Origin of the sequence: Acutalibacter intestini (assembly GCF_034334985.1) — a bacterium.
In the GTDB taxonomy this organism is placed as follows: domain Bacteria; phylum Bacillota; class Clostridia; order Oscillospirales; family Acutalibacteraceae; genus Acutalibacter; species Acutalibacter intestini.
Window position 1 is genome coordinate 1 of sequence record NZ_JAWXXL010000147.1, and the last position, 546, is coordinate 546.

The following is a 546-nucleotide window of genomic DNA, read 5'->3' on the forward strand; positions in this document are numbered from 1 at the left end:
TTCCACTTTTTTCTCACCGTTTACGGTAGCCGTGGTCTTAATCTCCGGCTTCTCGCTGAAGGTCACAGTCTGGTCCTTGTCCTCAATATCGGCATGGGTGCAGACCTCCAGCTTGTCCCGGTACAGAGTTTCAAAGACAACGACGGTCTTGCCTGCCAGCGCGGACGCGTCAAAGGTAAAGGGAATGTCAATAGTCCCTTCCTCCTTGCTGGCCCGGAAGGTGGCCTCGGCAGTGATTTCCTTGTCATTCACCATCAGCGGTTTGCCAGTAGCCTTGTCCATGAGTACGCCCTTGACCGTGTACTCCTTGCCCGGAATCAGCCCGAAGTATTTCACTGTGTCAACGATGGTAATTTCGCCAACAGGCTCGGCAGTGTGCTCGCCGTTCACGGTGGCAGTAGTGCCGATTTTCGGCTCGGTAAACTCCACAGTCTGGCCCTCGTCCTCTATGTCCGCATGGCTGGCAACCTTGCTCTCACCCTCGTACAAATCCTCGAACACCACCACGGATTTGCCCGCCAGTGCGCTGGCGTTAAAGGTGTAACT

The 546-nt window shown here is 55.1% G+C and carries 1 protein-coding gene; it reads right to left on the reverse strand.

The window, feature by feature from the left end:
• The coding region (locus tag U8U68_RS22155) for a VaFE repeat-containing surface-anchored protein (protein ID WP_322204659.1) at positions 1–546 on the reverse strand (546 nt) is incomplete at both ends.